The following is a 5,252-nucleotide window of genomic DNA, read 5'->3' as shown; positions in this document are numbered from 1 at the left end:
CGACGAAGACGTGCTGGATACCTGGTTCTCCTCCGCGCTCTGGCCGTTCTCGACGCTCGGCTGGCCGGAAAAGACACCGGAGCTGGATCGCTATTATCCGGGTGACGTGCTCGTCACCGGTTTTGACATCATCTTCTTCTGGGTTGCCCGGATGATGATGATGGGCATTCATTTCATGGGCGAGGTGCCGTTCTCGACGGTCTATATCCATGCTCTGGTCCGGGATCAGCACGGCGCCAAGATGTCCAAGTCCAAGGGCAACGTGATGGATCCGCTCGATCTGATCGAGAAATTCGGCACCGACGCGCTGCGTTTCACCCTTACCGCCATGGCGGCGCAGGGCCGGGACATCAAGCTCGCCGAGAGCCGGGTCGAGGGGTACCGGAACTTCACGACCAAGCTCTGGAACGCGGCCCGCTATGCGGAAATGAACGAGTGTCAGTGGGATGCGTCGTTCGATCCAAAAGCCGCGACACAGACCGTAAATCGCTGGATCATCTCCGAGTTGGCGGAAACGGAAGCCAAGGTCTCCAAGGCGATCGACAGCTACCGGTTCAACGACGCGGCGGGCGCGCTTTATCACTTCATCTGGGGTACCTACTGTGACTGGTATCTGGAATTCACCAAGCCGATCCTCTCCGGTGCCGACAAGGCTGCCGCTGAGGAAACCCGCAAGGCGACGGCCTGGGTGCTGATGCAGGCAATCAATCTGCTGAACCCGCTGATGCCGTTCATTACAGAAGAGCTGTGGTCTGCTTTTGGCGGCGAAGGTCAGTTGATCACCACGGCCTGGCCGGATGGTTTGCAGGACGCTGCTGACGCGGATGCCATCGCCGAGATGGACTGGGTGGTGCGTCTGATCTCCGAGGTGCGTTCTATCCGCTCGGAAATGAACGTGCCGGCCGCCGCGAAGATCGATCTGCTGCTGAAGGACATGTCCGCTCAAACGGCGGAGCGTCTGGAGCGGAACCGGGATGTGATCCTCCGTCTCGCCCGTCTGGAGAATATTTCCGCGACGGACGACATTCCGACCGGTGCGGTGCAGGGTGTGATTGACGAGGCGATGATCGTTCTGCCGATCGCCGATGTGGTCGATCTGGCCCAGGAACGCGTGCGGCTGGAAAAGGATCTCGGCAAGCTCGATGGCGAGATCATGAAGCTGGACAAGAAGCTGTCGAACGAGAGCTTCATCTCCCGGGCCCCGGCCGAAGTGGTTGAAGAAAACCGCGAGCGGCTGGCCGATGAGAAGGCCCGGCGGGACAAGCTGGCCGCCGCGCTGGAACGGATTGCCGCGCTCTAGTCGCTAGCGTCTTAGTCTGGAACATTTTCCCAAAGCCCGCGCTTCCCTGCGCGGGCTTTTTCTTCGGCCGGTCTGTAGGCATCACCCGCTACATCGGCAACGGCCCAGCCTGCCAGCACCATCTCGTTCGACAGATCCTTGTTGTTAACGATGCAGCGGGCGTTGAAAGTCTCCACGGCGACGCAGCGGGCCTGCTTTCGATCCGCCAGCTCTTGCAGATGCTTTTTTGCAGCGGCGCCGCAGAGCCAGGGCAGGGCGCCGCGCAGGCATTTCTGGCGCGGGCCGGGGGCAACGATCCCGAACAGTTTGATCACACTTCTGTCTATCTGGATCGTGCCTGCATCAATAACGCGGGCTTCGCCTTCGATGACGATCGGCTTTTTGTCCGCGGCGATTGCGGCACTGGAAAATCCGGCCAGACAGAGAAGCATCGAGAGCAAGAGGACTGGCGCATGCATGCGGTCGCTCCATGTTCAAATCGACGGTGCGATGAAATCAGGCCAGATTCCGCTTTCTTCTGCAAGGGTGAGGGGATCTTTTCCACGGGTGAAGCCGGTTTCAACCAACAGGGCCTTCATGCCCCGGGAGCGCCCGCCGAGCACGTCCGTGTGGAGTGTGTCGCCTACACAAAGCACTCTCTCGGGCGGGATATGGGCCAGGTCGCGCATGGCCAGCTCATAAACGGGGGCGAAGGGCTTGCCGAGAAAGACCGGCTCTACCCCCGCTTCGTCCGCGAGTTGATGCGCGAGATAACCGGGCTCCAGGCTCATTGCATCGGTATAGGGAGCTGTCAGGTCCGGGTTTCCAACGATGACGGGGCGGGGATGGCGCTTGAAGCTCTCGAGGATCGGCGCGAAATCCTTTCTCCAGAAATCATCGCAATCGAGCAGCAACAAACCGCAGGCCTCGTCGATATTGACGCCGTCACCCGGCCAGCCGCGAATGTCATGGCCCCCATGAGGGATGAGACGGGGATCGAGCCCGATGGCGGCCCAGAAACCATCTCCTCCACGCTCAAGCATGCTTTCAAGCAGGCTGACACCGGCAAAAATCTCTGATTCCTCAAACATATAACCGCGTGCGCGATGGCTCTCGCACATTGCCGCGATGCTCTTGGAGCCGTCATTCGAGACGACACGGACGGCAACGCCTGCCTTGCGTATACAGTCATAAGCCGCAGGGCCTTGGGGGATGACTGGCGGGCCGAGGCTGAGAACGCCGAAATTATCGAGGATCACGGCGTCGAAATCGCCGATGATTTCGGCAATGCCGGATATACGGCGCGGCGTGACAGGCGGCGGTGCGGGCGGCAACCGGTGCGACCAGCGCAGATATCCGGCCCAGCTATCGTCAAACGTCAGGTATTCCCTCGCGCACATGCCTGTCAGTTCCTCAGTCGGTCGGGTTTTGGAACCGGAGCGGTTCCAGAAGAATGGTTCCGGGCAAATTGCCTTCGCGCATGGCCCGTGATTAAGATGTCATGCATTGATTACAGGCAGATGCACCCTCTGCCAACGCCGCCTCATCCCCGAGGGTACGGAATCTGAATGATACAGCACGGAGACAGGACCAGGATTGAACAGGAGCCGCGCCGCTGGCGCAGCACCGAGTTCATGGGGCTTGTCGTTTTTCTTCTCATCTGCGTGGCTGTCCTGCCTTTTGTGCGGGATAGCTACATCTTCCAGGATGTCTGGGTTTCGCTCTGCGGCGCCATCGGCATCAACTAGCTTAGGCATAACCTTCGGACGGGAGAGCCCGAATGGCGCGGATTATCATCGGCGGCTTTCAGCACGAGACCAACACATTCGGCCCCAGCAAGGCGGGACTGGACGCTTTTACCAGCCCCGGTAGCTGGCCTGCACTGGTCACGGGGGCGCCATTGTTCGACGCCGTCAAGGGTATCAACCTGTCCGTCGCGGGCTTCATCGAGCAGGCCCGGAAGCTCGGGCATGAGCTGGTGCCGGCAAGCTGGGCCGCCGCATCTCCCTCCGCTCACGTGACGGATGAAGCCTACGAGCATATCGCCGGGCTGATTCTCAAGGGCATTGAAGAAGCCCTGCCGGCCGACGCGGTCTATCTCTGCCTGCATGGCGCGATGGCGACGGAAACGTACGAAGATGGCGAGGGAGAGCTGCTGCGCCGGATACGCGCGCTCGTCGGCGAGGATATGTTGATTCTGGCCAGCCTCGACCTGCATGCGAACGTCACGCCGGAGATGGTTTCCCTGGCCAACGGCCTCGACGCCTACCGGACTTATCCGCATATCGACATGGCGGACACGGGCGCCCGGGTTGCGCGGCGGCTGGACGCCCTTCTGACGTCAGGCCGTAAACCCGTTCACACTTTCGCGCAAATCCCCTTCCTGATGCCGCTGGTCCGGCAATGCACGATGGCCGAACCTGCCGCAGGGCTTTACGCCAGGATCCCGGACCTTGAGGCGGCGCATGACGTCTCGCTTTCCTTCGCAACGGGCTTTCCGGCAACCGATATCTATCATTGTGGCGCGTCTGTTTTCGCTTACGGCGATGACGAGGGGAGTGTGAAACAATCGGTGAAACAACTGGTTGATGCTATTTGCGCCAAGGAGGCAGACTTCTCTGCGGCATTGCCCGATCCTGACGAGGCCGTGCGTGAAGCGATGCGTATAGCGGCTACCGCAGACCGTCCGGTCGTCATTGCCGATGTGCAGGATAATTCCGGCGGCGGCGCGAACAGCGACACGACGGGGATATTGCGGGCGCTGGTCAACAATGGCGCCGAAGGCGCTGCGATCGGCCTGCTGGTGGATGCCGAGGCGGCTCTGGCCGCGCACGAGGCCGGTGAGGGGGCTGAAATCACGCTTGGCCTTGGCGGTAAATCCCGGGTGCCGGGCGATGCGCCCTTTGAAGGCACGTTCCGGGTCGAGGCGCTGTCGAATGGCGAGTTCACGGCGACCGGGCCGTTCTATTCCGGCACCCACATGCGGCTCGGCCCATCGGCCCGGCTCAGCATCAACGGGGTGCAGATTCTGGTCGGCTCCCGCAAGGTGCAGATGGCCGACCGGATGATGTACCGGTTCCTTGGCATCGAGCCGGAACAAATGAAGATTCTGGTGAATAAAAGCTCGGTGCACTACCGCGCCGATTTCGTGCCCATCGCGGCGGAAATTATAGAATGTGCATCTCCAGGCCCGGTTCTGGCCGATCCGGCGGCGCTACCGTGGAAACATCTTCGCGGCGGGCTGCGGACACGGCCGTTGGGGGAGCCGTTCAAAGCGGGGTGAGTACAAATCGTCATCCTCGCGTCAGCGGGGACCCAGGGAAGGTCAATAGAACTCTATGATCAACCAGGTCCCGGCTCTTCGGCCGGGATGACGACCTAATTAAGTGGCGTAATCTAGTTACGCTGCGAGCTCGATCCAGACCGGGGTGTGGTCCGAGGCTTTGGACTTGCCACGGGGGCCTGAATCGATGCCGGAGGCTTTCAGCCGGTCGGCTGCTTGTGGCGAGAGCAGCAGATGATCGATCCGGACGCCGTGATCGTTCTGCCAGGCGCCGCCCTGATAATCCCAGAAACTGTAGCGGTGCGGCGCGGTATTGTAGATCCGGTAAGCGTCCGCATAGCCGAGATTGAGGATGGAGCGGTATGCGGCGCGGGATTCCGGCTGGCACAGCGCATCGTCTGCCCAGGCCACCGGGTCATGCACGTCTTCATCCATCGGCACGACATTGTAATCGCCCGCAAGCACGACGGGGCCTTCACTTTGCAGCAGGGTTTCCGCCCGGGCCTTCAGGCGTTTCATCCAGCCGAGCTTGTAGGTGAATTTCTCGGTTGCGATAGGGTTGCCGTTCGGCAGATAGATCGAGGCGAAACGAATGCCGCCAATAGTGCCCTCGACATAGCGGGCCTGCTCATCACTGTCATCGCCGGGAAGGCCGACCTGCGGATCCTCGATCTCGTGCTTCGAGAGGAT

The 5,252-nt window shown here is 61.0% G+C and carries 6 protein-coding genes; 3 read left to right on the top strand and 3 right to left on the bottom strand.

The window, feature by feature from the left end:
* Nucleotides 1-1,300: class I tRNA ligase family protein (locus tag AAC126_RS21615; protein ID WP_339857419.1), on the top strand; the 1,300-nt coding region annotated here is incomplete at its 5' end.
* Between the two features lie 11 nt (nucleotides 1,301-1,311).
* Here AAC126_RS21615 and AAC126_RS21610 read toward each other — a convergent pair.
* Both AAC126_RS21610 and AAC126_RS21605 read right to left on the bottom strand, forming a co-directional pair.
* On the bottom strand, nucleotides 1,312-1,758 hold the full coding sequence (locus AAC126_RS21610; protein ID WP_339857418.1) for a thermonuclease family protein: 447 nt from the start codon (nucleotides 1,756-1,758) through the stop codon (nucleotides 1,312-1,314).
* A 15-nt stretch (nucleotides 1,759-1,773) separates the two neighbouring features.
* The gene (locus AAC126_RS21605; protein ID WP_339857416.1) at nucleotides 1,774-2,679 is read right to left on the bottom strand and encodes an HAD hydrolase-like protein; all 906 of its coding nucleotides are present in this window, start codon (nucleotides 2,677-2,679) and stop codon (nucleotides 1,774-1,776) included.
* Between the two features lie 168 nt (nucleotides 2,680-2,847).
* Here AAC126_RS21605 and AAC126_RS21600 point away from each other — a divergent pair, with 168 nt between their 5' ends.
* Both AAC126_RS21600 and AAC126_RS21595 read left to right on the top strand, forming a co-directional pair.
* The gene (locus AAC126_RS21600; RefSeq protein ID WP_339857414.1) at nucleotides 2,848-3,027 is read left to right on the top strand and encodes a hypothetical protein; all 180 of its coding nucleotides are present in this window, start codon (nucleotides 2,848-2,850) and stop codon (nucleotides 3,025-3,027) included.
* A gap of 32 nt (nucleotides 3,028-3,059) precedes the next feature.
* Nucleotides 3,060-4,562, top strand: coding sequence for a M81 family metallopeptidase (locus tag AAC126_RS21595; RefSeq protein WP_339857412.1), 1,503 nt, complete (start codon nucleotides 3,060-3,062; stop codon nucleotides 4,560-4,562).
* Between the two features lie 117 nt (nucleotides 4,563-4,679).
* On the opposite strand, the gene AAC126_RS21590 is transcribed toward AAC126_RS21595, so the two are convergent.
* A partial coding sequence (locus AAC126_RS21590; RefSeq protein ID WP_339857411.1) for an exodeoxyribonuclease III occupies nucleotides 4,680-5,252 on the bottom strand: 573 nt, incomplete at its 5' end.

It is taken from the genome of uncultured Nisaea sp. (assembly GCF_963974195.1).
GTDB lineage: Bacteria > Pseudomonadota > Alphaproteobacteria > Thalassobaculales > Thalassobaculaceae > Nisaea.
This window is presented reverse-complemented; position numbering and strand designations above follow the sequence as displayed.

What these genes read in the sequence shown, in the direction of transcription:
- AAC126_RS21610 (WP_339857418.1), bottom strand. Translation starts at nt 1,758, where the DNA reads ATGCATGCGCCAGTCCTCTTGCTCTCGATGCTTCTCTGTCTGGCCGGA.
- AAC126_RS21605 (WP_339857416.1), bottom strand. Translation starts at nt 2,679, where the DNA reads ATGTGCGCGAGGGAATACCTGACGTTTGACGATAGCTGGGCCGGATAT.
- AAC126_RS21600 (WP_339857414.1), top strand. Translation starts at nt 2,848, where the DNA reads ATGATACAGCACGGAGACAGGACCAGGATTGAACAGGAGCCGCGCCGC.
- AAC126_RS21595 (WP_339857412.1), top strand. Translation starts at nt 3,060, where the DNA reads ATGGCGCGGATTATCATCGGCGGCTTTCAGCACGAGACCAACACATTC.